At 59.3% G+C, this 25478-nt stretch carries 22 protein-coding genes; 13 read left to right on the top strand and 9 right to left on the bottom strand.

From position 1 onward, the window contains the following. The first annotated feature begins 23 nt into the window (after positions 1–23). The 6 genes from DevBK_RS00365 to DevBK_RS00340 all read left to right on the top strand — a co-directional run bounded on the left by DevBK_RS00365 (position 24) and on the right by DevBK_RS00340 (position 5781). Positions 24–983 carry an ABC transporter permease gene (locus DevBK_RS00365; protein WP_317185566.1) on the top strand — a complete coding sequence of 320 codons (960 nt, stop codon included), beginning with the start codon at positions 24–26 and terminating at the stop codon, positions 981–983. Continuing rightward, positions 976–1983, top strand: a complete 1008-nt coding sequence (locus DevBK_RS00360) for an iron chelate uptake ABC transporter family permease subunit (RefSeq protein WP_317184038.1) — start codon at positions 976–978, stop codon at positions 1981–1983. Before DevBK_RS00365 ends, DevBK_RS00360 begins: the two co-directional genes overlap by 8 nt. Next, the gene (locus DevBK_RS00355) at positions 1980–2738 is read left to right on the top strand and encodes an ABC transporter ATP-binding protein (RefSeq protein ID WP_317184037.1); all 759 of its coding nucleotides are present in this window, start codon (positions 1980–1982) and stop codon (positions 2736–2738) included. Before DevBK_RS00360 ends, DevBK_RS00355 begins: the two co-directional genes overlap by 4 nt. Positions 2739–2747: 9 nt before the next feature. After that, positions 2748–3536 carry a siderophore-interacting protein gene (locus tag DevBK_RS00350; RefSeq protein ID WP_317184036.1) on the top strand — a complete coding sequence of 263 codons (789 nt, stop codon included), beginning with the start codon at positions 2748–2750 and terminating at the stop codon, positions 3534–3536. A 213-nt stretch (positions 3537–3749) separates the two neighbouring features. Beyond that, positions 3750–4037: a DUF6894 family protein gene (locus DevBK_RS00345; protein WP_317184035.1), complete on the top strand. Its 288-nt coding sequence runs from the start codon at positions 3750–3752 to the stop codon at positions 4035–4037. Positions 4038–4347: 310 nt separating this feature from the next. Next, on the top strand, positions 4348–5781 hold the full coding sequence (locus tag DevBK_RS00340; protein ID WP_317184034.1) for a PAS domain-containing protein: 1434 nt from the start codon (positions 4348–4350) through the stop codon (positions 5779–5781). Between the two features lie 133 nt (positions 5782–5914). Here DevBK_RS00340 and DevBK_RS00335 read toward each other — a convergent pair whose 3' ends face one another. Then, entirely contained in the window at positions 5915–6094 is a 180-nt protein-coding gene (locus DevBK_RS00335; protein WP_317184033.1) for a hypothetical protein, read from the bottom strand. 796 nt (positions 6095–6890) lie between these two features. Between DevBK_RS00335 and nhaA the strand changes: the two genes are divergently transcribed. Next, a complete protein-coding gene (gene nhaA, locus DevBK_RS00330; protein ID WP_317184032.1) occupies positions 6891–8087 on the top strand; it encodes a Na+/H+ antiporter NhaA in 1197 nt (398 codons plus the stop codon). Between the two features lie 452 nt (positions 8088–8539). Here the strand turns inward: nhaA and DevBK_RS20990 are convergent, their stop codons facing one another. Then, complete coding sequence (locus DevBK_RS20990; protein ID WP_410494018.1) at positions 8540–8740, bottom strand: efflux RND transporter permease subunit; 201 nt, start codon at positions 8738–8740, stop codon at positions 8540–8542. Between DevBK_RS20990 and DevBK_RS00325 the strand changes: the two genes are divergently transcribed. From DevBK_RS00325 to DevBK_RS00315, 3 genes are all read left to right on the top strand, one after another. Next, positions 8720–9142: an SDR family oxidoreductase gene (locus DevBK_RS00325; RefSeq protein ID WP_410494017.1), complete on the top strand. Its 423-nt coding sequence runs from the start codon at positions 8720–8722 to the stop codon at positions 9140–9142. The genes DevBK_RS20990 and DevBK_RS00325 overlap by 21 nt on opposite strands. Before the next feature lie 121 nt (positions 9143–9263). Continuing rightward, positions 9264–9974 (top strand): DUF1428 domain-containing protein, encoded by a 711-nt coding sequence (locus tag DevBK_RS00320; protein WP_317184030.1) that lies wholly within the window; start codon positions 9264–9266, stop codon positions 9972–9974. A gap of 608 nt (positions 9975–10582) precedes the next feature. Next, positions 10583–10735: a hypothetical protein gene (locus tag DevBK_RS00315; RefSeq protein ID WP_156351751.1), complete on the top strand. Its 153-nt coding sequence runs from the start codon at positions 10583–10585 to the stop codon at positions 10733–10735. Between the two features lie 831 nt (positions 10736–11566). On the opposite strand, the gene DevBK_RS00310 is transcribed toward DevBK_RS00315, so the two are convergent. From DevBK_RS00310 to DevBK_RS00280, 7 genes are all read right to left on the bottom strand, one after another. Continuing rightward, the gene (locus DevBK_RS00310) at positions 11567–12181 is read right to left on the bottom strand and encodes a hypothetical protein (RefSeq protein WP_317184029.1); all 615 of its coding nucleotides are present in this window, start codon (positions 12179–12181) and stop codon (positions 11567–11569) included. A gap of 276 nt (positions 12182–12457) precedes the next feature. Next, positions 12458–14122 carry a Na/Pi cotransporter family protein gene (locus tag DevBK_RS00305; RefSeq protein WP_317184028.1) on the bottom strand — a complete coding sequence of 555 codons (1665 nt, stop codon included), beginning with the start codon at positions 14120–14122 and terminating at the stop codon, positions 12458–12460. A gap of 180 nt (positions 14123–14302) precedes the next feature. After that, positions 14303–15280: a Gfo/Idh/MocA family protein gene (locus tag DevBK_RS00300; RefSeq protein ID WP_410494016.1), complete on the bottom strand. Its 978-nt coding sequence runs from the start codon at positions 15278–15280 to the stop codon at positions 14303–14305. A gap of 15 nt (positions 15281–15295) precedes the next feature. Further along, positions 15296–17380 (bottom strand): ABC transporter ATP-binding protein, encoded by a 2085-nt coding sequence (locus DevBK_RS00295; protein WP_317184026.1) that lies wholly within the window; start codon positions 17378–17380, stop codon positions 15296–15298. A 5-nt stretch (positions 17381–17385) separates the two neighbouring features. Further along, positions 17386–18534 (bottom strand): ABC transporter permease, encoded by a 1149-nt coding sequence (locus DevBK_RS00290; RefSeq protein ID WP_317184025.1) that lies wholly within the window; start codon positions 18532–18534, stop codon positions 17386–17388. A 9-nt stretch (positions 18535–18543) separates the two neighbouring features. Beyond that, complete coding sequence (locus tag DevBK_RS00285; RefSeq protein WP_317184024.1) at positions 18544–19536, bottom strand: ABC transporter permease; 993 nt, start codon at positions 19534–19536, stop codon at positions 18544–18546. A gap of 281 nt (positions 19537–19817) precedes the next feature. Beyond that, complete coding sequence (locus DevBK_RS00280) at positions 19818–21809, bottom strand: ABC transporter substrate-binding protein (protein WP_317184023.1); 1992 nt, start codon at positions 21807–21809, stop codon at positions 19818–19820. A gap of 249 nt (positions 21810–22058) precedes the next feature. On the opposite strand from DevBK_RS00280, the gene DevBK_RS00275 reads away from it, so the two are divergent. From DevBK_RS00275 to DevBK_RS00265, 3 genes are all read left to right on the top strand, one after another. After that, complete coding sequence (locus DevBK_RS00275) at positions 22059–23090, top strand: LacI family DNA-binding transcriptional regulator (protein ID WP_317184022.1); 1032 nt, start codon at positions 22059–22061, stop codon at positions 23088–23090. Between the two features lie 174 nt (positions 23091–23264). Further along, positions 23265–24515, top strand: coding sequence for an HAD family hydrolase (locus DevBK_RS00270; protein WP_061912025.1), 1251 nt, complete (start codon positions 23265–23267; stop codon positions 24513–24515). A 46-nt stretch (positions 24516–24561) separates the two neighbouring features. Beyond that, positions 24562–25341 (top strand): metallophosphoesterase, encoded by a 780-nt coding sequence (locus DevBK_RS00265; RefSeq protein ID WP_061912024.1) that lies wholly within the window; start codon positions 24562–24564, stop codon positions 25339–25341. Positions 25342–25478: the final 137 nt, after the last annotated feature.

Below are 25478 nucleotides of genomic sequence, written 5' to 3'. Positions count from 1 at the left end.
ACCACTCTTTGAAGGCCCCTCCCCTGCGTCTCCTCTTTCTCGCCATTGTCGCCACTCTCGCCCTTGCGCTGATCAGTCTTTTTGTCGGCGTGAGCGATGTTTCCCTGGGCGCACTGTTTTCGACCAGCCCGGAAGATCGGCCCATGCAGGTGCTGCTGATCAGCCGCCTGCCGCGCACGCTCGCCATCATCCTTTCCGGAAGCGCCATGGCCGTCGCGGGTCTCGTGATGCAGATGATCGTGCGCAATCGTTTTGTCGAACCCTCGACGGCAGGAACCAGCGAGTCCGCAAGCCTCGGCTTTCTGCTTGCCACGCTCCTCGTTCCCGGCTGGCCGTTGATGGGCAAGATGCTGATCTCGGCGGGTTTTGCCCTTGCGGGAACGGCGCTGTTCTTGCGCATCCTCAGGGCCGTGCCACTGCGTGAGGTGATGCTGGTGCCGCTTGTCGGCATTATGCTGGGCGGGATTATCGGCGCGGTGACAAGCTTCATCGCCTATCGCTTCGAGCTGCTGCCCTCCCTGCTTGCCTGGAACATGGGCGATTTCTCGGGTGTCCTGCGCGGCCGCTACGAGCTGCTCTGGGTCGGGCTCGGCTGTGCCGTTCTCGCCTACGTCGCGGCCGATCGCTTCACGGTGGCGGGCATGGGCCGGGATTTCACCACCAATCTCGGGCTGAATTATCAGCGGGTCATGGTTCTCGGCCTCATCATCGTATCGCTGGTCAGCGCAGCCGTCCTGGTGACGGCCGGCTCCATACCGTTTCTCGGACTGATCGTGCCTAATCTCGTCAGCTTGATGGTCGGCGACAACATGCGGCGCACCGTGCCCTGGGTAGCGATAACCGGCGCTGCCTTTGTCTTGGCCTGTGATATTCTGGGCCGGGTGATCCGCTACCCCTATGAAATCCCGATCAGCGTTGTGGTCGGTGTCATCGGCAGCGCCGTGTTCCTCTACCTGCTCTTGAGGACACGCCGTCATGCCTGAGCCCGCCACCGCCCTCGTCCCACTGCCTCGGCTTCACGCGGTCGGCAAGCTTTCGCGGCCGACGCTTGTCCTGCTGGTGCTCGGCGCTTTGGCGCTGATTTCGATCCTCTGCTTCATGACGCTCGGCGCCAAGGGCAGCTGGAGTTTTATCCTGCCCTTCCGGGGGCGGAAGCTCCTCGCTCTTTGTCTTGTCGCCTATTCGGTTTCGGTGTCGACAGTGCTGTTCCAGACCGTCACCAACAATCGCATCCTGACCCCATCAATCATGGGTTTTGATGCGCTCTATCTCCTCGTGACGACGGCCACAGTATTTTTTCTCGGCGCGGGCGCACTCACGAGCATCGATCCCCAAATGCAGTTCGGGGTGCAAGTGGTCTTGATGGTTGTCTTTTCCGGCCTCTTGTTCCGCTGGCTGTTTTTGGGAGAGGAGCGCAGCCTGACCTTGCTGGTTCTGGTCGGCATCGTCTTCGGCATTCTCTTTCGCAGCCTCAGCCAGTTCATGCAGCGCATGCTCGACCCCAATGCCTTTCAGGTGCTGCAGGACTCTTTTTTCGCAAGCTTTGCGACGGTCGACACAACGCTTCTCGCCGTCGCAACCGCGATTGTCGCCCTCGTCAGCTTGATTGCCTGGCGTCTCGGACACACGTTCGACGTTCTGGCGCTCGGCCGGGCTCATGCCATCAATCTCGGCGTCGAATACAAGCGTACCGTCGTTCTCATTTTGATGCTGATCTCAGTTCTGGTGGCGATCTCGACAGCACTTGTGGGACCTATCACCTTCTTCGGCCTCCTCGTTGCGACCCTGGCGCATAGCCTCACCGGCAATAGCCGACACCGCTATATCCTGCCGGCCGCCGTCTTTCTCGCCATCACCTGCCTTGTCGGCGGGCAGACCATTCTCGAACGCGTCTTTGCCTTCGATACTGCGCTCTCGATCATCATCGAGTTTTTCGGCGGCGTGGTGTTCATCTTTCTTGTTCTGCGGAGGGCCGCGCGTTGATTGAAGCCCAGAATGTGACCAAAGCCTATGGCGAGACCTGCGTCGTCGATGGCGTCACCGTCACCCTGCCCAAAGGCGGGATCACTGCCATTATCGGGCCGAATGGCGCCGGCAAGTCGACGTTCCTTTCCATGGTCAGTCGGCTCATGAGCATGGACAAGGGAACCGTCAGCGTCGATGGGCTCGATGTCACCAAGACCCCGAGCAACGTCCTTGCGCAGCGGCTCTCCATCCTGCGGCAGGACAATCACTTGACCGCGCGCCTCACCGTGCGCGACCTCGTCAGCTTCGGCCGCTATCCCTATAGCAAGGGCCGCCTGACGCCCGAGGATAAGGTTCACATCGAAAAGGCGCTCGGTTACCTCAGCCTGACCGAGCTGAGCGACCGTTTTCTCGATGAACTCTCCGGCGGACAGCGTCAGCGCGCCTTTGTCGCCATGGTCCTCTGCCAGGACACAGACTATGTGCTGCTCGACGAGCCGCTCAACAATCTCGACCTACGCCATGCCGTGGGCATGATGAAACAACTGCGCCGGGCCGCCCGCGAGCTCGAAAAAACCGTCGTCATCGTCCTACACGACATCAATTTCGCCTCGGTCTATGCCGATCACATCGTCTGCATGAAAAACGGCAAGCTGGCGCATGAGGGTGCGCCCGAGAGCATCATCACGAGCGATGTACTGAGCTCGATTTACGAGACGCCCGTGCGGGTTGAGCTCGTCGAGGGCCGACGCATCGGCATTTATTACGAATAGGAGCCTTTCATGGACCGTCCCGTTGCCGAGCGTGTGCGCCACGAGCTGAAATTCCGCCTTGCCGAAGTAGTGCGCGCCGAGCGAATTACCCCGCACATGGCCCGGATCACGTTCACCGATCCGAGCTTTGCCGAGTTTCCCTCGCTCTCCTATGACGACCACGTCAAGATTTTCATAAACCCCGAGGGCGGCGACCCCGCTCTGCCGGTCCTGGGCCCAAATGGTGTCGAATGGCTGGCCGGTGCACCCAGGCCGGAAGGGCGGGATTACACCCCGCGCAACTTCGACAAGCAAAAGCGCGAGCTGGTCATCGATTTCGTCCTCCATGAGGGCGGGGTGGCGGCAGAATGGGCGGCACATGCAAAGCCGGGCGACAGAATCGGCATCGGGGGACCGCGTGGCTCCTTTGTGGTGCGCAGCGATCTGGATTTCTATGTGCTGATCGGGGACGAAACCGCCCTGCCCGCGATCGGCCGCCGCATCGAGGAACTGCCGGCAGGAACGACAGTAAACGCGCTCGTCGAAGTGGCGGACGCTGGAGAATGCCAGACGTTCGACACGACGGCAGATTTGTCCATCACCTGGGTCGACCGCTCCAAGGGAGCGTCTTTGATCAACGCAGCAAAAGAGATGGCCTTGCTGCCCGGCCGCGGCTACATCTTCATTGCCGGCGAAGCGAGTACTTCAACGGCACTGCGCGAGCACTTCGTGGACCAGGGCCATGACCCCGACCTCATCAAAGCCGCCGGCTATTGGCGCCGTGGCGAGGCGGACTTCGACGATGGCCACGCGCACTAACATCTCGACGAGAATTGGTGCTGCAGGAATACGAACTGGATAAATCACATTCGTTCCAAGTTAACATTGGATTGCCAGCGCGAGGTTTGAGATCGGAGAGAGAAGCGGTTGCTCAGCGATAGCGTTTAGTCAAGCGACTCTCACGTCCGAGGACCTGAACTAAAGTTCCTGTCCTGCGAAGCACGCTCCAAGCTAAATGCGGTGCGGGTTGTGATGGAACGGCTTGTGGACCTTGCCCGTATTGTGGCCGGAGGTTTCGCAATGCCGCGGTTCTTTTTCGACATCACGGAAAATGAAAAGACAGTCGTAGACCCGGATGGCCATGAGTTGCCATCCGCTCAAAAGGCGCATGACGAGGCCGTCAGAACAGCGACCGCACTTTCCATGGATGCGGCGACAACCACTTGTCCACACGTCGTGGAAGTAGCCGTTTGCGATGCAAAACATCATGTCATTTGCGCCGCGACGGTGACGTTCGATCCTGGTCAGTTAGAACTGTAAAGTCAGCGCGTGTACGGCGTCCGCTACTCAGCGTACATCCGACCATGTTTTTAGGCCTGCCGGGGATTTCCTAATACACACGCGCCTGCAAGTTCTTGCTCGGTCCACAGCGGATGAGACTAGCCCCCAAGGCTAGCTCAACGGCTCGTTCTGGAGTGTTGGCCTCAACCAAACGCTGTGATTCGAGTTCGACGTCGTTTAACTTCGACATGTGGAAAGAAAATTGTCTTCGCGTGGCATACTGGACAGGACGCGGTACCGCAGTATTTTCCGAATGGAAACCTAACGCGAACGTGCAGACAAGAGGCGAATGAGCCAGCAAGAAGAAGCCCGTATCGACCGCGAAATCCATCGGTCGAAAAGCGGGTCTGATCCATTCGCTGCAGCGATGCGTGCCACCCGCATGCCGATGCTGATCACCGATCCTCGGCAGCCCGATAACCCGATAGTTTTCGTGAATGAAGCGTTTGCACGTCTCACCGGCTACAGCCGTGAGGAAACACTCGGTCGCAATTGCCGCTTTCTGCAGGGTCCAGGTACGAGCCTCGACGACGTGGCAAAGGTACGCCAGGCTGTCGCTGACTTGACGCCGATCGAAATTGACCTCTTGAACTATCGTAAAGCCGGCACCCTCTTTTGGAATAGGCTACTGGTTTCGCCGGTCTTCGACGAAGGCGAACTCACCTATTTCTTTGCCTCTCAGCTCGACGTGACCCGCGAGCGAACAGCGGGCATTTCCCCAGTCCGAGACGAGATCGAAGCCAATATGGAGCAGCGGATCGCTGACCTGACGGCAAGCGAGGATCGCCTTCAGTTCACGCTGAAGGCCGGCGGTTTGGGCACGTGGACACTCGAGCTGCCACAGCAACGGCTTGTCGCCAGCCCTATCTGCAAAGCAAACTTCGGTCGGTCGGCTGCCGATACGTTTACCTATGAGGACCTAGCGGCATCCATTCATCCTGACGACGTCGAGCGTTGGGGCGAAACGGTTCAGCAGGCGTTGGACACCAACGGCGACCTTCACGTCGAATACCGATCGATCTGGCCGGACGGTTCACAACATTGGATCGAGATCCGTGCACAGACCCGCTATGATTCAGATGGCAATCCCATGCTCATGAGCGGCGTATCGATCGACATCACCGAAGCAAAAGAGGCGGAAGAATATCGCACTCTGATGACCCAGGAGATGGGACATCGGATCAAAAATATTCTGGCAACGGTGCAGTCCGTTGTCAGCCAATCGCTGCGGTCTGACGGAAACATCGAGGATATCCGCACGACAGTCATCGAGCGCATCAATGCGCTCGGCCGATCTCAAGATATTCTCACAGGGAAACGGTGGGACATTGCCGGTATACGCGACACCGTCACACGCGCGATCGAGCCATTCAATCAATCGGGTCGGATTCATTTCTTCGGACCGGATATCGAGATTGGGCAAAACGCGAGCGGTGCTCTGACGATGGCACTGCACGAGCTTGCCACGAATGCCGTAAAATATGGTGCTCTATCGAACGATAACGGTCGAGTCCGCATCGAGTGGGCGCAGACGAGCCATGAACTTGTTTTCACTTGGACAGAGAGCGGCGGACCGGAGGTTCAATCGCCAAAGCGTTCAGGATTTGGTTCGCGAATGATCGAACGTGCGCTCGCGTCAACGATCAGAGGCGAGGCAACGATCGACTACCGGACCCCAGGTATAGTCTTCACGATGCGTGCACCGGTAGAAAATTTCGGCTAACCAAACCGATGTCTCAACGGCTCTGGCTTGGTAGCATCAGATAAGATTTGTTGCAGTCGTTCGCAGACCACCTCGGCGCTGAAAGGTTTGCGAACGAACACAGCGCCATCTGGGAGATCGTCCTTCTGTGGCTTCACATGCCGGATGCGATGAGAGTATTGAAATGCGGCCATTGGTTGGCGCAATACTGTGCCAAGGGAAAGCTGTTCATTTCGCCAGGCGGCATTTGCACGTCGGTGAAGAGCAGTTGAATGCTATCGGCGGCTTCTTTTAGGATGGCCAGCGCCTGGTCATATCCCGCATCCTCATGCACTCGGAATCCGGCAGCAGCTCAGGTGGTCGGTTCCATCGCTTCATCTGCATTTGAAGCGGCACTGCTACTATCGTCATCTCCTCGTCTCGAGAATGCAGACGTTGCTGTGAAGGCGGAGGCACGATGAGCGGGAAACTAAACGGGATGGACTATTTCAGTGTCCAGCGTATTGACCTCAGTGGAGTGGAAGTCTCAGCCTGCATACATGTCGAGGCAATGAGCGCCAAGCATGCGGCTGAAGTGGCCTTGGGTAAGCTTTGACACTATTCGGTACGCCTGAACGTTTACGTGCCAAGGTTTGGAGACCATCGGAAGACTTCACGCCCGTCATCGTCCTGCTCTATGAACGGTCAGAAGAAGCTTAGGCCCCCAGAAATCGGCTCCAATACCACCCGGAGATAGGCTTCGAAACAGCGACTTCGGGGGCGCTTTTCGATACGCGCCACAGGGGTGGTTTGCTGACAGGCAGTTTTATATTCACATCCATCATAAGCCGACATTGGTGCAGAAAGCGATCTGGCACGCTGACCGCATCCCCAACATTGCTTGAAATTTCCGACACAGGTCGCTAGACCATGCTTGGGTGCCCTCGTCGGGCAGGATTGCGCTGGTCGGGCCGCCAGCGGAACACAATCTCGAAAGAGACCCATGGCCGTTTGTGCTTGGCTGATCGCAGCCAGTTTATCCCTTTTTTGAGTACGGTTTGTCCCAGGGCCGCCTGTAAGCAGCCACGCGCTTTGTCGCGTCCGATCTAAACCACTTTTCCGAACATCCGTGTCTCAAGGAGCTGGCGACAATGTCTGCTGCGCCCACGCGTCCCGTTTCTCTTCTTCGCGCCTTTCTCGACAACGCCTCTTCGGGCGGTATCATTCTCATGGTTGCCGCGGCGCTCGCCATCCTGGTCGCCAATTCGCCGCTTGCCGCCGCTTACTTCGATGGGCTTCACGCCTATGTCGGCGGCCTCTCGGTGCACCATTGGATCAATGACGGGTTGATGGCGCTGTTCTTTCTGTTGGTCGGTCTCGAGATCAAGCGGGAGGTCATTGATGGGCAGCTTTCGACATGGCCGAGGCGCGTTCTGCCCGGCTCTGCTGCCATAGGCGGTATGGTCGGGCCTGCGCTGATTTATCTGGCGTTCAATATGGGACCAACAGGTCACCCCAACGGCTGGGCCATCCCGGCAGCGACGGACATTGCATTCGCGCTTGGCGTACTATCGCTTTTGGGATCGCGCGTGCCCACAACGCTAAAAGTTTTCCTGACCGCTCTCGCCATCATCGATGACCTTGGCGCCGTCATCATCATTGCGCTCTTCTATACGACCTCAATTGATATGATGAACCTTGGTCTTGCCGGCGGTCTCATCGTTGCGCTCGTTGCCATGAACCGGATTGGGGTGCGTGTGCTGTGGCCCTATTTGCTGATCGGCGCGGTGCTCTGGTTCTTCGTCCTGCAATCGGGCGTTCACGCTACGCTTGCTGGCGTCGTTCTCGCGCTGACGATCCCGCTGCGCCCCAGTCCCACGCGTCCCGACGACATGGATTCCCCACTTCACAAGCTCGAGCACAGCCTGCAGCCTTGGGTGACCTTCCTGATCCTGCCGATATTCGGCTTTGCCAATGCCGGGGTGTCTTTTGCGGGCATGTCGATCGGCCAGCTCGCAGATCCGGTGCCGCTGGGTGTCGCAGCTGGTCTCGTCATCGGCAAGCAGGTCGGCGTTTTCGCGGCGGCGGCACTCGTTATTCGTGCGGGCTGGGCCGAATTGCCGATGTATGCAACATGGCGGCAGGTCTATGGCGTGTCCCTTCTTTGCGGCATTGGCTTCACCATGAGCCTCTTTATTGGCTTGCTTGCCTTCCCTGACTCAACGCTGCTGCAGGACGAGGTCAAACTCGGCGTTCTCTTGGGATCTCTAATCTCGGCCTTGCTCGGCGCGCTCGTGCTTGGCACGTCGCAAGCGCGCGCGCCCGAGCAGCAGGCAAAACCAGTCTGATGAGGGTGGAAAAGAAGCTCTACGGCGTGCAGCGTGTGCTTCCTAGCTGTAGAGAACCCGAGGCAGAAAGTGTGCTCGTCGGTGCATCCTCCCCGGTGGCTGCGGCTAAGCTGGTCCTTGGCAGCCAGCTCATACCGGTCGGGGCGCCTGCAAATCTGCGGGCTCTCGTGTGGCACATGCAATCCGACTTCACTCCAACCTGTATCAGCCTCTACGAGGCTGAGAAATTAGAGCAAGGTATACGCGCTCACAGGCTCAACGGGCTCGCCAAATTTGGATCAAAGCAAGAGCGCAAGGTACATTTCCATGTTTGGCTCATGGGGATTGTCGTAGCCCTGGCAGTGGCGACCTTGATCCTGCAATCCTAGGGGAAATCACTGTGCCGCCGACCTAGATCCTTTATTGGCGCGGCTGAATCGATTTCCGATCGCACTGTCGCATGTGCTAAAGTCTCATTCGAGAGCATGGCCGCAGGTCAAATGGCCATCAGCACACCAGGTAGCGCGGATGCTGATCGTGGTCGGCGCGATTTCGGGATATTGAGAGATCGGCAGCGAATAAATACCGACGACGCCCGCGAGGCATGTGACGATTGCCAGAACAATGGCGAAAACCGGTCTGGCAATTTTGCGATGCAGGAAGCGGCTCGGCATATGCGCGCCGGCGGTCGCATCATAAACATCTCGAGCAATGGCGCGGTAAGCGCACCTGTGCCCGGTTCAGCTATCTATGGCATGTGGAAGTCGGCTCTGACAGCGATGACGCACGCTTTGTCTCGGGAGTTCGCGCCGGAAGGCATTACCGTCAACGCTATCCAGCCGGGACCAACCAAAACGGACGAGGCATTCGACATGGAAGACCTACTGATCGCGCAGGTGCCTGCCGGAAGGCTTGCTGACGTCGCGAAACTGGCGTCCCTTGTTGCGTATCTTGCTGGACCAGATGCAGGTTTCATCAATGGGGCTGCCGTAAACAATCGATGGCGCGATGACCGCATAAAATGGGAGCCGGAGACGAAAGGAGTCTGCTTTCGGCGGTATCGCTTCGAGCTCTGAACGGCCGAGATGGGGTCGGATTCTGACCCAGGCGATTGGAATAAAAACTACTTACAGATGTCGAAAGCGGGATTTCCCATTCGTTCAATAGGAAGACGCAACTGGATAAAGGGTAATTTTGATGTCCTACATTGATGGCTTCGTGCTGGCCGCTCCCGCCGCCAACAAAGAACAATACATCGTTCATGCCCGCGCCGGGGCTGACTTGTTCAAGAAGTTAGGCGCTACACGTTTGGTAGAGGGTTGGGCAGATGATGTGCCGTACGGACAGCAAACCGACTTCTATCGTGCTACCAAGCTGCAAGCGGGCGAAGTGCCACTCTTTTCATGGGTCGAGTATCCAGATCGTGCCACCCGGATGAAGGCCGGTGAGGACATGATGAACGATCCTGACGTGCAGACCATGTCTGAAATGCCGTTCGACGCCACGCGCATGATCTATGGCGGTTTCGAAGTGATCAATGACACCGGAGCCGGGGCCAAGCCGGGATACATTGATGGCATGATCTCCCCGATCCCGATCGCCAACAAGGAAGCGTATCTTGCCGCGGCCCGGGCCCAGGCACCCCTGCTTATTGAACAAGGCGCCTTACGCGTCGTCGACACTTTGGGCGATGATGTCCCTCCAGGTAAGACCACCGACTTTCAACGAGCCGTCGCCACCAAAGCCGACGAAACCATCGGCTTCTCCTTTATCGAGTGGCCGTCACGGCAAATACGGGACGCCGCTTGGACTATTCTTATGAAAGATCCTCGGATAGCCCCCGCCCCCTCAATCTGGGACGCCTCCCGTTCAATCATGGGCGGCTTCGATCCGGTTGTTGATCGGTAGCAAGTAGATTGACCCTTCTGCCTTATTAAGTAAGCCAGCGGCATGGCGCTTCAGGTGCCAGCCGCTGGCGTGCGATCTGCCAGATGTTTGCCGATACGGCCGCTTTCAAGATTAATAGCCAAACTGTCCGATGTCCGAATAGGGTCATTCCCGGAAACAACCATCGCCGACTTCGGTACTCGTATTGCCTAAGCTGCATCTTGCCACGCTACTGTTGACGACCGCTGCGGTGAAATCTCCCACATGGGCGTGGAGCAGCACCGACCTGACCCGCATGGCGGAGAACAACGGCCTCATCAGCGTAGTGACCACAATTCCCAAGTTCGACATTGCCAGGCCTGCTTCTAGATCGACCGTTTCCAGAATGGTTCAATTGCGAGACGATTGGGCCCTGGATGACACGCACATGGACGCGACAGAAAATTCTGCCACCGGCGCTCTGTTGCAGGCGTGTATCGAACCAATACTTCCAGTGCTCGCCTGAACCCTCCCCCCCAACTGTCTGGGCTTTGAGACACTAAAGCCGGAGATTGGGACACTTTGACCTTACGGGAACACGCAGACTTTTCGTTTGAATGATAAAGAGGCTCTCGTTCAAGAAGCCTCGCATGACCAAGCAGAACAAGCATCCACGTTCAGTCGTCAAAAAACCGTCTGATGAACTTCCGGACAGCGCACTTGATAAGGTTGCGGGTGGCGGAAACAGCGGAGTCCAAGGCGAGGGCATGACGGAAAACCCGCGGTACGATAAGCCGCAGTAGCGTCATGGGGCGTGAATTACCACCCTAACTTCCTAAGTGTCGTAAATGTCGCCATGGTGCGTGGTGTTTGCACGGCTAAGCGAATGCTTAAACACCGCTGCCGCGCCCAAAACGGCGCCGACATTGCTTGGAAAGAATGTCCTCATGCTCGCTCTCCCTTTATGGGAAGAACGGTAGGCTTTCTGGCCAAGTTTCCAATCTATCCGATTGAGCTAGACCCTTCCGCCTCATCATCAAGTGGGCGTAAGGCTGGCCCAAAAAAGAACCCCTGCGCCAAAGAGGGATCGCAGGGGTCTAGATAGGTCGGGGATGCTACTCCAACGTAGCGACGATCAATGTCCTTAGTCTTCCGCCGTTCCATGACGCTGAGGGGCACTCAGTTCGCTTAATCTAAGTGATGGCGGCAGCCAAAAAGGCTGGATATTAGCGCACGGTTTCGAAGATGTAGCGAGCATCCATTCCATGAAGGTCCGTGCCTACCGCCTAGAGTTAGAGGGGTTGCTTTGGGTCTTGCTGGTTGATCCAGCAAGGTTCAACGAGATTCCTGAAGTCCAGTGCGAATACAAGTGGCGATCGGTCGGAGACATAGACATTGGCCAGCGCGCACCCCGTAACGCTCTCCACGCAATGAGCGACCTTCGGGACATGGGTTACGCTGTGATCAGGAGCGCGTCGGACTCGGAGATGTTCAGTTAGGTGCGGTCTAACCTTTCAAGGCGGACGGGTGGACCTTCTTGCCGCCGCTTTTAAACGCAAAAATATGTTTGACGTTCAAAAGCGCAAAATGAGCAGAGCTTGCGGCTGCCAAATGCTGGCTCTCCACGTCGATTGCTAGTTTGCAGGCGTAACGACAGTGCCCTTGCTTTTGCTAGGAGCATCCTTTGAGCTCCAGAGCACCGGATTGTAATAGATCGGGAAGTTGGCTTCGGTCTCCTCGCCTTCCTCATAACGGTAATTACCGCGATACCCGACCGAGACCAGTTCACTGTCCTTGGGAACCAGGAAGAGAACACAACCCTCGTGACTTGCGCCTTTCGTCAATGTCGATGGAGCGGGGTTTAGACAGGCGGTGAATGGTTCGCTACCGCCCATGGTCGTTGAGGGCATAAGTTCGGACCTATCCGCGTCCAGGCCCACAAAGCCTGCAACCTGATACCCGCCAAGGTCATCGTCGCCTTCATTGGTATAGCTGAAGCGTACGTAATAGGGCGTTGCTTCATTAAGCTCAGCCGGAACATCGAAATTGGAAAGATCGGCGATATTGCCAGCTTCGATATCGGTGACGGTCAACGTGATCGGAACTTCAGGACCATTGGGCAGAAGGAAAGGCACAGCGGCCTCATCGCCCACACTCAACGTGCTCCCCGCAGCCACAAACTGTTGCGCCTGCACCGCGCTGGCCGAGATGAGCGCGAAAATGGATAGAGTGGGCAAAATCCTGAACATGGCAGAACCCTCACGATTGAAACGTCTGAGTTTGCGCTGGTCGAAGCGCGATGAAGCGGCCGGAAATGAACGTCCACCACAAGTAGGGCTAGAAGCCAAATGTGCTGAGTTTACGGCCACGCGACGACAAATCCGATGGCCATAATGGGCCGCATTTTGTCTTGATGCTGAAGTGGTGGGCCATAGGGAGAACCGCTCGAGCTAAAACGACGCAAGAGTTGTTACGCGCGTTCATCGCGAATGCCCGGATGATCAGCTGAATCCAGAGAGGCGCGTTTAGCGTGCTGAGCGGCTGGCAAGCTTGGAACCCAGCAACTCGCCCTGCTCGCTCAGGATCGAGTAAGCAACGCTACATAGCAGCGAGTTGATGTGCCGCAGCGAGCGTAGTGTTTGCAGGTGCAGTTCGCTGGTTTCAAAACTGTTGGGATCGCCGGTCCGCAACCGCGCAAAATGCCGACTGACACTGTTGCGTTCCAGAATGCCCACTTCGTCCTTTTCCGCAACAAGGTGGCGTGCAGATTCAATATCTTCGGAAACCAGCACGTTGAGCGCCAATTGGAGATTGCCCAGCACGCGTGTGTGGAGGTCCAGCAGTTCCTCCCAGCCCTGCGCCGAAAAGGTCAGGTGGCGGTCGTTGAGCTGGTCGGCCACCCGCAGAAGCTGGCGCGAAATGATGTCGCCGGCCTGTTCAAGGCTGATGGCAAAGGTACTGAGATCTGACGCGCGGCTCGTCTGCCCCTCGTCCATATTGTCCCAGTCGAGTTGGGAGAGAAAAAGCTTGATCTCGGCATTGGCGCGATCGACCTCCGGCTCCAGCGCCTTGACCCGGCGGATCGCGGCCTTATCGCCCCCCTTGAGGATTTCCATAGTGGGCTGCAGCATCACCTCGACCAGTTCGCTCATGCGCAAGAGTTCGCGGGTGGCGCTCGCAAGATCGGCATCGACATTGCCGTGGCTTGATGCCGTCAACGCGGGTCGGCGCAGGCGCGCGAGATCTGTTGACTCTTCACTCGCCCCTGCTTGCACAAAACGGTCGAGAAGTCTTGATGCCGGTCCCACCATCGGCAGGCCGAGGATCATGACGAGGAGATTGAAGCCGCTATGAAAGAGACTCGCCTGCAGCCCAACATCCCCCGGCAGGCCCATCGAATGCACCTGGAAGATTTCGATGATGGCCAGCGCCAGGACCGCAGCGCCACCCCGAAACAACAGCGCGCCAATCGCAATCCGGCGCGCCCGCACGTCGGCGCCGCGCGTCATCCCGAGCGCTATCAGCGTGCCGCCGAGATTGGCGCCGAGAACCAGTGCCGCGGCCACCTCGAACGGGATGACGCCTGAAGCGCCAAAGGTGATGATAACGAGCACGCTCGCCACTGAAGAATAGGAAAACCAGGTCACGAGCGCCGCGATGATGAAGCCGGTCCAAGGGTCCCCCCGCAGATAGTCGATCCCCATCAGCAACACGTCGCTCTCACGCCATGGCGCGGTCGCCTCAGATACCATTTCGAGCGACAGGAGCACAAAGGCAATGCCGAGGATCATGCGGCCCAACTGCTTCATCTGCCGCTCATTGGCGCGCAGGAACAGCGCACCGCCCACAATGATCAAAGGCGCGGTCAGCAGAGTCAGGTCGAAGGAGAGCACTGAGGCCACCAGCGCCGACCCAAAATAGGCGCCCAGCATCAGCGCCAGCCCCGTGCTCCCGGCGAGTAGACCCCCCGAAGCAAAACTCGATGCCAGCGCTGCCACTGCCGTCGAACTCTGGAGCGCGACGGCCATGCCGACGCCGACCGTCGCCGCGGAAAAGGCGCTGCGCTCGGCATGGGCAAGCGTACGTTTAAGCTGTGCCGAGTAAGCACGCTCCACTGCGGTCCGAACCATGCGCACGGCCCAAAGGAGGAGCACGATGGCTGCCACGAGATGAACGATAATGAAGTACATCAGGCCTCCTCTTTACCGCAAAGCCGCCGAACAACGATCATGGACACAGGGCGGGGGGCGACGCAACAGAACTTTGCACGCGTGTGCAATGCTGTCCGCACTTTTGCGTTTTGTGAGCCAGAAGATCGATGACCGAAATAGGCGAGAACGTGCTGCACAAATGTGCAGCACAAAGCGATCCTAGACGTCGACCGCGGTGCCGTCCTGCGCCGCCGATGCCTTGATGGCATCCCAGAGCTTGGCGAAACGCAGGCCATTGGCTACCGTCGAGGGATTGTCGAGCCGCCCCTCGCGCACTGCCATGAATGTCTGGATCGGCGTGTCCCGCACCTCGCCTTCCTCGCGTATATCGGCGATCTCGCGCCACTTGCCCCAGGCATCAACCCGCACGATAGCTTTAGAATAGAAGAACGTGATCGCTGAGGCGCAGCCCGGCGGGCCTTCACCAGCCGCATTGAAGGTCACGAGCGCGCCATTTGCCAACCGCGCTGCCACGGCCGTTGCCAGATCGACGCGCAGTCCGCGATTGTTTGCAAAGGCCGAAAGCCGGACGAATTCGCTATCGGCCAGCACGCAGACCGTATTCATCATATGCGCGCCGGTGTCGAACATGAAGCCGCCGCCCGAGATCGCCGGGTCCTGCTTCCACTGCCCGGCATAATTGTCCTTCCAGCCCTCCCAGATCGAGGCATTGACGCTGACCAGTTCCCCGAATTCGCCGCGCCGTGCCCGGTCGCGCGTGTCGTGGATCAGCGGGGACAACCCGCCCTGGAAGGCAATGACGACGGTCCGTCCCGTGCGCTTTTCCGCCTCAGCCAGCTTGAGCGCCTCGTCCTGCGTCGTCACCATCGGCTTTTCGAGCAGCAGGTCATAGCCCGCCTCGACCACCGCCAGCGCATTGGCGCCATGGAAGACGTGCGGGGTAGACACATAGACCGCGTCCATTTTGCCCTGCATTGCCGCCAGCATTGCATCGGCGTCGGCAAAGCCCTCGGGCCGCGCCGCGCCGGCCGCTTCGCAAACGCCAGCAAAGCGCTCGAGTGAGCCCGTGCTCACTTCCGCCGCCGCGACGATCTGCACCTCAGGCATGGCCGCCCAGCCACGCGCATAATCGGCCGCCTTGAGACCGGCGCCGATCACGCCAAGACGCAAAACCATAAACACTCTCCTCGCTTACGCCGGCACCAGCGCCTCATTGGACGCGACCGGCCGCAGATGCAGTTCATCGGAACGGATGCAGGCGTCAAGATGCCCCGGCGATCCCTTGAGTTCGGGCCGGACCTGCCGACAGGCCTCGAGCGCATAGGGGCAGCGATCGGCAAAAGCGCAGCCCTCGATCCGCCCCGCCACATCCGGCACATGCCCACCAAGGCGTATGCGCCCGCCAGCCGCCTCCCCGCGCCCCGGAATGGCCGCCAGAAGAGCCTCGGTATAGGGGTGCTGCGGATTGCGAAAAATCTCTTCGGTCGATCCCAGTTCGACGATCCGCCCGGCATACATCACCGCCACCCGATCGCTGATATTGGCGATGACGCCGAGATCGTGGCTGACAAAGAGATAGGTCAGCCCCATCTCGGCCTGCAACGCCTTCATCATATTGATGATCTGGGTCTGCACCGACACATCGAGCGCCGATACCGCTTCATCGGCAATCACCAGACGCGGGTCCGACGCTAGCGCCCTGGCAATGGCGATGCGCTGCCGCTGGCCGCCCGAAAATGCATGCGGGTAGCGCTGCGCATAATCGGGGCTTAGCCCAACCTTGGCGAGCAGCGCCTGCACCTTGGCTTCGATCTCGCTTTCGCTGAGATCGCCCTCGACCTGTAGCACTTCACCGATGATATTGCGCACCCGCATACGCGGATTGAGCGAGCCCGTCGGGTCCTGAAAAATCATCCGTATATCAGTGCGCAGCCGTCTCGCTTCGGCGCCGCGGGCCGTCAGTAGATCGACCGCAGGTTCGCTGCCATCGGAAAAGTGCATGGCGCCGCTATCAGCCCGATGCAGCCCGACAATGGTCTGTCCCAAAGTCGATTTCCCGCAGCCGCTCTCGCCGACGAGCCCCAGCGTCTCACCGGGAAAAATATCGAGCGAAACCGCGTCAACCGCCCGCACCGCCCCGGTCTGGCGCTGGAAAAAACCCGAACGGATGGGAAAATGTTTCTTGATATCGCGCACGCTGAGAAGTGGCGTTGCACTCTCCTCACGCACTTTCAGCGCGGCAGCAGCCGCCGCTGCCGCCACAGGCCGATCCACGCGATCGAACTTGTGCGCCTGGGGCCCATAGGCATGGCAGGCGACCATATGATCGTGCCCGAGCTCGGTTTCGAGCACCTGGACATGCCCACACATATCGGCCCGCGCCCAATCGCAGCGCGGATGAAACGGACAGCCCGCGGGCCGCAATGCCGGCGGCGGCACCATGCCGCGAATAGCCTGCAGCGGCGCCTTGAAATCCCCGTCGAGCCGCGGCATCGAAGCAAGCAGCCCACGCGTATAAGGATGCTTGGGATGCTCCAGCACCTCGCGCACTGGCCCACGCTCGACGATCTTGCCCAGATACATGACCGCCACTTCGTCGGCGATCTCCGCAACGACGCCAAGATCGTGGGTGATGAACAATACGCCCATGCCCGTGTCGCGCTGCAACCGCGCCAAAAGGTCGAGAATATTGGCCTGCGTCGTCACATCGAGCGCCGTTGTCGGCTCGTCGGCAATGAGCAGCCGCGGCTTGTTGATCAACGCCATGGCGATCATCGCCCTCTGCCGCTGACCGCCCGAAAGCTGGAACGTATAGCTGTCATAGCGCCGCGCAGGATCCGGCATGCCGACCTCTTCGAGCATGCGAATGCCCTCGGCTCGCGCGGCCTTCTCGCCAACCTTACGGTGCAGCATCAGCGCTTCGCTGATCTGGTTGCCGATCGTATAGAGCGGGGACAGGAAGCTCATCGGCTCCTGGTGAATCATGGCGATATCGCCGCCTCGCACATGCCGCATTACCGGGCTTGTCGGCTTGGTCTTGGCGATATCGAGCACCGAGCCATCGGGCTGCCGCAGGTTGATCGACCCGCCAGACACGCGCCCGGGATGATCGATCACCTGCAGGATAGCCTTGGCCGTCACCGATTTGCCGCAACCACTTTCGCCCACAAGGCACAGCGTCTTGCCCGCCGCGATATCGAGATCGAGCCCGTTGACCACATCGATCGCCCCGGCAAAGGTGACGCGGAGATCGCGAATTTCAATGAGATTGTCCATGCGCCTCAGTCCGAATAGGGGTCGGCCGCATCGCGCAGCCCATCGCCGAGGAAATTGAGCGCCAGCACCGCCACCACCACAGCCGCGCCCGGCAGCAGGAGCCAAGGCGCCGAAGCGATCGTGCGCACATTCTGCGCCTCTTGCAGCAGGACGCCCCAGGAAACGATCGGCGTCCTCAAGCCAATGCCGAGATAGGAGAGCGCCGTTTCCGCCAAGATCATGCCCGGAATGGCGAGAGACACCGTCGCGATGATGTGGCTCAGGAAACTCGGCAGCATATGCCGGAAAATAATCCGTACGGGCCCGCACCCATCGAGCCGCGCGGCCTTGACGAAATCCTCGTTGCGCATGGCGAGAAACCGCCCGCGCACCACACGCGCGAGGCTTGTCCATCCAAGCACCGAGAGAATGATGGTGATCAGAAAATAGACCTGCAGTGGCGGCACGCTTGCCGGAATGGCCGCCGCCAAGCCGATCCAAAGCGGGATCGCCGGCACCGATTGTATGAACTCGATCAGCCGCTGAATAACATTGTCGGTCACCCCGCCAAAGAGCCCGGATATCCCGCCGATCAGGATGCCGAAGACGAGGCTCAGCGCCACCCCGATCAGCCCGATGGTCATCGATATCCGCGTGCCATAGATCGTGCGGCTCAGAATATCCCGCCCCAGCCGATCCGCCCCAAAAAGGAAAAATGGCTGCCCTTCGATGACCGGGCCAAAGAGATGCCGATTTGTCGGAATGAAGCCGAAGAGGTTGTAGCTCTCGCCCTCGACGAAAAGCCCGAGATCGACCGGCTGGCTTTCGTCATCAACAAAGGTCCGCCGCCCCGAATTGTAGTCGATTTCGGATTTATAGGCGTTCACATGGGGCCTGAATTGCCAGCCCTCGCCCTCGTCCCGCCCTAGATGTAGCGTCTGTGGCGGCGCGTAGCTATAGGCTGGATTATAGGCTTCGAGCGTCACCGGCGCCAAAAACTCCGGGATCGCGGCGACCACATAGGCAAGGATCACAACGACCCCGCCCGCAACGCCCAGCCTGTGTCGCAGAAACTTCTGCCAGACCAGCGCCCAATGCCCATCAAAGCCGCGCCCGCGTTGATGGGTTTTGGCGACGGGAGCGACCTGGCCAGTAGTTTCGTCAAACGTGCTCATGCCTGCCTCCTAGCCCTGCTGATACCGAATGCGCGGATCGAGCCAGGCCAGCAACAAATCGCTCAGCAGCGTCCCGATCACCACGAGCACCGACAGCATCAGGATAAAGCTTGAGGCCATATACATGTCCTGCGTCCTCAGCGCGTCGAGCAGCAGCGGCCCCGTCGTCTGCAGCCCCATGACGATGGCAACGATGGTGCCGCCCGAGACGATGTCGACGAAAATATCGTTCTGTCCGGACACAAACGGATTGAGCGCGTGCCGGACCGGATATTTCATCAAAAGCGAAAACTCGCCCTTCCCCTTGGCCCGCGCCGCAGTCACATAGGGCTTGTGCAGCTCATCGAGCAGGTTAGCGCGGATCACCCGAATGACGCTCGCCGTGCCCGCTGTTCCCAACACGATCATGGGCAGCCAGAGATGGCCCAGGAGATCGAGCACCCGCTCCCAACTCCACGGCGCCTCGACATATTGCGGCGAGAACAGCCCACCGACATTCACGCCAAACCAGGCAAAGGCGATATACATTGCCGCCAGCGCCAGGAGAAAATTGGGAATGGCCAGGCCGAGAAAGCCGAGGAATGTCGCGAGATAATCGCCGGCCGAATAGCGCTTCACCGCCGAGAAAATCCCGATCGGAATGGCGACAACCCAGATGAAAAGGAGGCTCGCGACTGACAGGACGATCGTCAGCCCGAGCCGCGGCCAGATGACGTCTTTCACCGGCAGATTGAACGAAAACGAATAGCCAAAATCGCCGCGCAGCACGACGCCGCTAATCCAGTTCCAGTATTGAACCATCAATGGCAGATCGAGCCCATAGGCCTTACGTATCGCCTCCTGCTCTGCCATCGGCATCACGTCGCCAGCCGCCGCCGACATCTCGGCGAGCCGCGTGACATAGTCGCCGGGCGGAATGGCGATGACGAGAAACGAAATCAACGACACCGCGATCAGCGCCGGGATCGCATAGATGATCCGGCGTATCATGAACGAACCCATCGCGGTCTCCTTTCAGTGCCACGCCCATAGCCCGACGCGCGTAGCGCTCTGGGCGTTCTTCCCGGCAATAGCTCCACTGGAGCTATTGCTACCGGTGATCACGGTTCGAGGCTTTGCTGTGCAAAGCACCTCACCATGAGGACTACTCGTGCCGCCGCGCCCCAGTAGCCCTCATGGTGAGGCGGGAGCGTAGCGACCCTCGAACCACGAGGGCGTGGCACTGCAATTGAACATCGGACAGCCGCAGTCTCCCGCGGCTATCCCGCTTGCAGGGAGTGAACTTACTTGAAAAAGAACGTCGCAAAATTCGCCGGTGCCGGACCCGGATAGAGCCAACCTTCGATCAGCTCAGCCGGCACATTGTGCAGGTTGTTTTTGACCGAGCGGTAGTACCCCGCCGGGTTGGCGATGCCGATGGTCAGAAACTCTTCGGCGAGGAGATCGGTGAATTCCTGCATCAGCGCCGTCTGTTCCTCTCCGACCGTCGTCGGGATCAACGACCGCAGTTCATAAAGGCGCTGCACATTGGCCGGCGGCTCGACGACACTGACACCCTCAGCCAGTTCTGCGTCAGGGTTGAGGCGTTTCATGTCCCAGGCGGCCCAACCCGACCAATTGCCGAGCGACCAATAGCCGTAGTCGTTCATGAACCGGCTGAGATTGAGAAGCGGCAACTGACCGCAGCCATTCTCGCCCACCCATACGGCCGCATCGGCCTCGGGCTTGGCCCGCGCATTTCCGAAGAGTTCATCGGAGTGATAGTTGACCGTCACATCGAGCCCGGCCTGTTTCCAGGTTCGCTCGATCAACTGGAATGCATCGACCGTGTCCGGCTTGAAGTCGGCATTGATCTCGACCGAGAACTTGAACGGTTTTCCATCCGGCCCGACGCGCACGCCGCTGGCGTCCTTGGGGATGATTTTGTCGAGATGCTCCTGCGCCTTGGCGAGATCGAATTCGGTGAATTCCTTGGCGAGCTTTTCGTTGTAGAACGGCGAATTCGGCAGTGGTGCGGGCTGGAATGGCTCCCCCTGCCCCAGATAGATCGTGTCGATGATTTCCTGCCGGTTGATGGCGAGCGATACGCCGGCGCGGAAATCCCTCGAGCCAAACACCTGCGCCTTGACCGGATCGGGATGGGTCACGGAGAACCCGAGAACAGCCGTGTTGTAGTCGCAGCTTGAAGCGGGCACGAGCCGATAGTCGCCGGCCTGCTGATTGTCGAAAAACACGGCCCGGTTCTGCGGCGTCGACACGTTGCGCGGCGACATGGTGATCTGGCCCTGGATCGACTGCAGCAGCGTGACCTCCGGATCAGCCGCCACCGCCCAAACGCGTTCGTCGATATAGGGCAATTGCTGGCAGGACGGATCGACCGCAAAATAATAGGGATTACGGACGTATGTGACACGCTCCTTGCCCAGCAGCGTATCGGTCCCGATCCAGGCATGGATAGAGGGGCGCTTGGGGTCATTGAACTGCGCGGCATCATTGTAGGAGCCGACATTGCCCTTCCACCACGCCGCATAATCGGTCGCCCCAGCCGCTGCCATCTTCTCGGCCACACCATCGGGGTTCAGGTCGATATCGAACTGCTCCATATAGTGCTTTGGAAACTGCACGGCGCGCTGGCCATAGGGCCCGGCCATATTCTGGAGAAAGAGCCCGTTCGGCTCTTCATAGGCAAAGGTGACCGTATAATCGTCGACCTTGGTCACGGTTGGCACAGCGCCATTGTTCTTGAGCTCGGCCCGCGGTCCGCCGGTCATCACCTTCGGATTGTTCTCGACGCGGTCCCACCAGAAGATGATGTCGTCAGCGGTAAACGGCTGCCCGTCCGACCACTTCATGCCCTCGCGCAGATGAAAGGTATAGCTTCGCGCGTCTTCCGAAACATCCCAGCTCTTGGCGATCCCCGGTACGACTTCGGAGCCATCGACACTCCAGCGCACCAGCGGTTCATAGCCGAACTGGCGCATATCGGCGATATTGCCGCCGCCCCAGCTATCGATGAACTGCCCGCCATAGACACCGACTTCCTCGGCCGGCTGGATCACCAGCGGCTCGGCCGGCAGGCGCTCGGCCACGGGCGGCAAGGTGCCGGCATCAACCATAGCCTTGAGCTGCGGCGCCTCGGTAAACCCGCTGGCGCAAACTGCCGCCGCTTGTTCCTGCGCCGCCACAGGCAGCACCATCGCGCCGGGCATAGTTGCCACGCCGAGCAGCAGCGACGCTGCCATCAGCCGGGTCACGCCATAACAAACCATCTGCATTTGCTTCCCTCCCACGAAATGAACACTTCGCATCCTCCGAGGTCCGGCCGGTGGGTTTGGAGCCGGAAGCCTCACCTTCCTGAGGGTGCTTTTGCCCCTCGTCACTAGTTCCCACCTCTATCGGTTTGGTGACGCTATCTTGTAAACGTTTTCAATACAAGCTAGGAAAATCGACATGGTTCAACGCGGTGCAAAATGCTATCGCAAAGGGCCTTAAGCTGCGCTCGATGCTAACGGAATGCTAACCAAGTGGTCACCATCAAGGACGTTGCAAAGCTCGCGGGCGTGTCGATCGCGACCGTCTCACGCGTCCTCAATGGCTATGCCCATGTGCGGCCGGAAGTGCGCGAGGCGGTCAATAAAGCCATCGACAGCCTGGGCTATCGCCGCAATGGCCTCGCGAGCTCCTTCCGCACCCAACAATCCAATATCGTCGGCGTTCTGCTGCGCCAGCAGCGCACGCCTTTCTCGAGCGCCCTCGCCTATGCCATCGAAACCACCATGTTCGATCAAGGCTATCGCGTGCTGCTCTGCTCGACCAATGGCGACGCCGATCGCGAAGAGGCCTATCTCGAGACCATGCTCGACATGCGTGTCCAAGGCGTCATCATCCGGCCATCCGGCACGAACGCCCGCACGGTAAAACAGGTCAAACTCCTGCAGGAGCGCGGCATTTCCGTCGCCTTTGTCGACATGAAGCCCAAGATTCCCGCCATCAGCTCGGTGGTCTGCGACAATTTTTCGGGCGGCTATCAAGGCATGCGCCATTTGATCGAACTCGGCCATCGCAAGATCGGCATCGTCGCCGGCAGCGTCGCCCAACGCGGCGGCAGCCAGGATGTCGGCAGCGAGCGCGTCCGCGGCATTCGCCAAGCCGCCCAAGATCTCGCAACCGATGTGGAGATCATCTTCTCGCCGCCCTTTGAAAGCGCCAGCTTCGATGTCGGCCGCGAAACCGGCGCCGCCATGATCACCGGCAATCCCGGCATGACGGCCGTTTTCGGCACCACGGATATGCTAGCCATCGGCGTCATGCATGCTGCTCACAGCCTTGGATTAGAGCTGCCACGCGACCTCTCGATCCTTGGTTATGACGGCGTTCTCGAATCTGCCGTCACCTTCCCTACGCTCTCGACCATCGCCCAGCCGATCCACGAAATGGGCCAGATCGCCGCTATGACGCTGATCGACCACATGACCAGCACCAGCAAGTCGCCGCGCCAGGTGGTCCTCGAAAACACCCTTATCGCCCGCGCCTCGACCATTCCGCTCGCCGACTAATCCTCGTTGCGGCCGCAAGCGCTATAATCGACGGGCTCCACGCCAAATTTCGGCGAAACGGAAAAACTCGGGATAAATGCACCATCGCAAAAATATCCGTCACACCACCTTGCCGCATAAGTTTGAAAACGATTACAAGACTGGAAACTGCTTAAGAGCGCCGGAGGAAGTTCTATGTCACCATCCAATAAGGTCGCCACCAGCGCCGATCTCGAACTCGCTCGCCACCTCGCGCCCATCGTCCGTTTTGGCGATAACGAACCTTTTCTCCCAAGCCGCATCGGCGTCACGGTCTTTACCGAGCCCGGCTCCTCGCCCTCAGCGAACCACGCGATCACCCTTGGCGCAGGCATCGCCAAGGTCATCGAATATGCCATCTGGTGGGATTGGGATATCCAGCACCTCTATGAGCTCGAACATATCTGGCTCCACCTCAATGCCGAAAATAGCGTGGTCGCGGTCGAAGCCAGCGCCCATGGTGGCGTGTTCCCAATGACTCCCCCCAACGGTACCCTGCCCCTCGAAGAGGGCCGCGTCACGTTGTTTTCCGCGCCGGGCAAGCACGCCTTCACCGCCACGGCCGACGCCCAGCGCGCCGTCGCCACAGACATCACCCTCGCCTGCCAGAACCTCGCCGGCTACGGCGCCATTCTCATCAACGATATGTTCGGTGAGGCACTCCACGGCTTGACCGCCGAAGACCACCGCGCCGTAAAGCGCCACCTGCAGTCCCGCGCCTTCCTGCCGTCTTTCCAGTTCCACCAGCGCTTTGATCTGTCCACGGTCGAATTCACCTCCTGGACCGAACTCGTTGCCTGGATTCCGGGCCGCGTAAAAGCCGTGCTCGCTGATGTGCGCGCCCAGCAACCCCTTCTCAAAGCGGTGTTTTTGGATAGCGGCGACACCCTCGTCAATGAAGCGACCGAAGTTTTCGACGCCGAAGGATATGTCATTGAAGCTGGACTTATCCCCGGCGCCCTGGAGATGATCGACGCCCTCACCCGCGAAGGCTATCGCCTCGCCCTCGTCGCCGACGGCCGCGTCCGCAGCTTTGCCACCATCCTCGGTGGCCACGGCATCGAACCGCACTTCCACGCCCAGGTCATTTCCGAAGCCGAAGGCTGCGAAAAGCCCGATCGCCGCATGTTTGAAAAAGCTATGCACTCCTTAGGCTTAGGACCGGACGACGCGGACGCAATCGTCATGGTCGGCAATCATCTCGAGCGCGACATTGGCGGCGCCAACAAACTTGGCATCATTAGCATCTGGCAGAGCTGGTCCAAGAAGCGCAGCCACATCCCCGAATTCGCCCACGAAGTGCCGCGCTACACCATCCGTACTCCCGGCGAACTCCCTGCTTTGCTTGAAGAAATCGAATTGGCCATGGCCCGCGCGAGCCAAAATCCGGCGCTGTCCTCTCCCTGACATTAAACTGCGTCAGACTGCCTAAAACCTAGCGGACCGCTCAGCCATGACCCTCAAATTCATCGTCCTCAGCGACCTTCACGTCATGCCGGAGGGCGAGCTCTCGATGACGCTCGACACCGGCGCCAGGCTTGAGCAAGCCGTCCAAACCATTGCCACCCGCTACAACACTGTCGATTTCTGCGTCCTTGCCGGCGACCTTACCGATCTTGGTCAACCCGCCGCCTATGAACGCCTCAAGTCACTGATCGACCGGATAGAAATCCCGGTCCACCTGACCCTCGGCAATCATGACGATCGCGAGACTTTTGTCTCTGTTTTCGGCGAGGAATACGTTGCCGAAACCGGCAAGATCGACAAAGCCTTCGACGCCAAAGGCTATCGCATCATTCTCCTCGATTCCTCCGAGCCCGGACGCGTCGACGGCGTCCTCACCGAGGTTCAGATCGCTTGGCTCAAGGCCCGACTTGCCGAGGCATTGGACCGCCCGGTCATCGTGATCCTCCATCACAACGCCAATGCGCTCCACATCAATTCCGATGATATCCGCATCCGCGACGCTGAACCGTTCATCGCCGCGCTCAAGACCCATCCTGATAGTCGCCAAGTCATGGCCGGCCATGTCCACCTGACCTCGACCGCCCTCTGGCGCGGCATCCCCTTCACCACCCTCGCCGGTGGCCATTATTACTGCACGGTGGACCAGGACCACGTTCCCATGCGCCGCCTTGCCGGTCCGGCGCAGATGGCCTTCGTTATCGGCGAAGAGGACCAGACGACGGTGCATTTCGACAGCTATATCGACGGCAATCCCGAAATCGTCTGATCGAGAAAATCTATACCAAGCGCACGACCTGCCCGCGGGGAGCGCCACGGATCATCACATGGCAAAGAGTGGCTGATCATTTGGCGGACATGGGCCTCAACGACCTGCCGTGAAAGCTCAATCCAGCTTAGACCTGG

Origin of the sequence: Devosia sp. BK, assembly GCF_032907385.1 — a bacterium.
In the GTDB taxonomy this organism is placed as follows: Bacteria; Pseudomonadota; Alphaproteobacteria; order Rhizobiales; family Devosiaceae; genus Devosia.
This window is presented reverse-complemented; position numbering and strand designations above follow the sequence as displayed.